This is a genomic window from Mitsuaria sp. TWR114, assembly GCF_007997345.1.
In genome coordinates, this window is the sequence record NZ_VOSR01001039.1 from 1 (window position 1) to 575 (window position 575).

Consider the following 575-nt stretch of genomic DNA (forward strand, 5'->3'; position numbering starts at 1 on the left):
TCGCCGCGCAGCGACAGCTCGGGCCGCAGCATCAGGCCGCCGCCCGGACGCACCTTGTCGGAGCTCACGCCGCCGCCCGCGCCGGCATAGACGCTGGCCGCCAGGTGCAGATTGGGGCCGACGCGAAAGCGCCGCTGCAGGTTGAAGCCGACGGTGAACAGCCCGCCGAACTCGCCTTTGGCGGCGCCGTAGGCGGCCGGGCCGATGCCCCAGTCCTCGTTGATGGCGACCATGTAGTGCGCCCCGAGCAGCGCGGTCTTCTGCCCGGTGGGCATCTTGATCGGCGACCAGTTCAGCTCGAACGCGGCGGGCCGGCTGTCGGTCGCGGTCACGACCCGCGGCGGCTCCTTCAGCTCCGGTGTCACGGACGGCGCCGAGACCACCGGCGGCTCGGCCCCGGGCGCTTGCGTCTGCGCCTGCGCTTGGGCCGCGAGCAGCGCCGAGCACAGCAGCAGCGGACGGGACGGGAACGGGGCCTTCGAGGCGATCAGGGCGGTGCGGGGCATCGGGATCAATCGGTTATTTCTTGCGGGCACGCGGGTGCGCCGCGTCGTAGACCTTGGCCAGGTGCTGGA

1 pseudogene is annotated in these 575 nt (G+C 72.5%); it reads right to left on the minus strand.

The annotated features are described in order from the left end of the window. Positions 1-506, minus strand: a pseudogene (locus tag FUT87_RS27040) (hypothetical protein); the annotation flags it as partial. Positions 507-575: the final 69 nt, after the last annotated feature.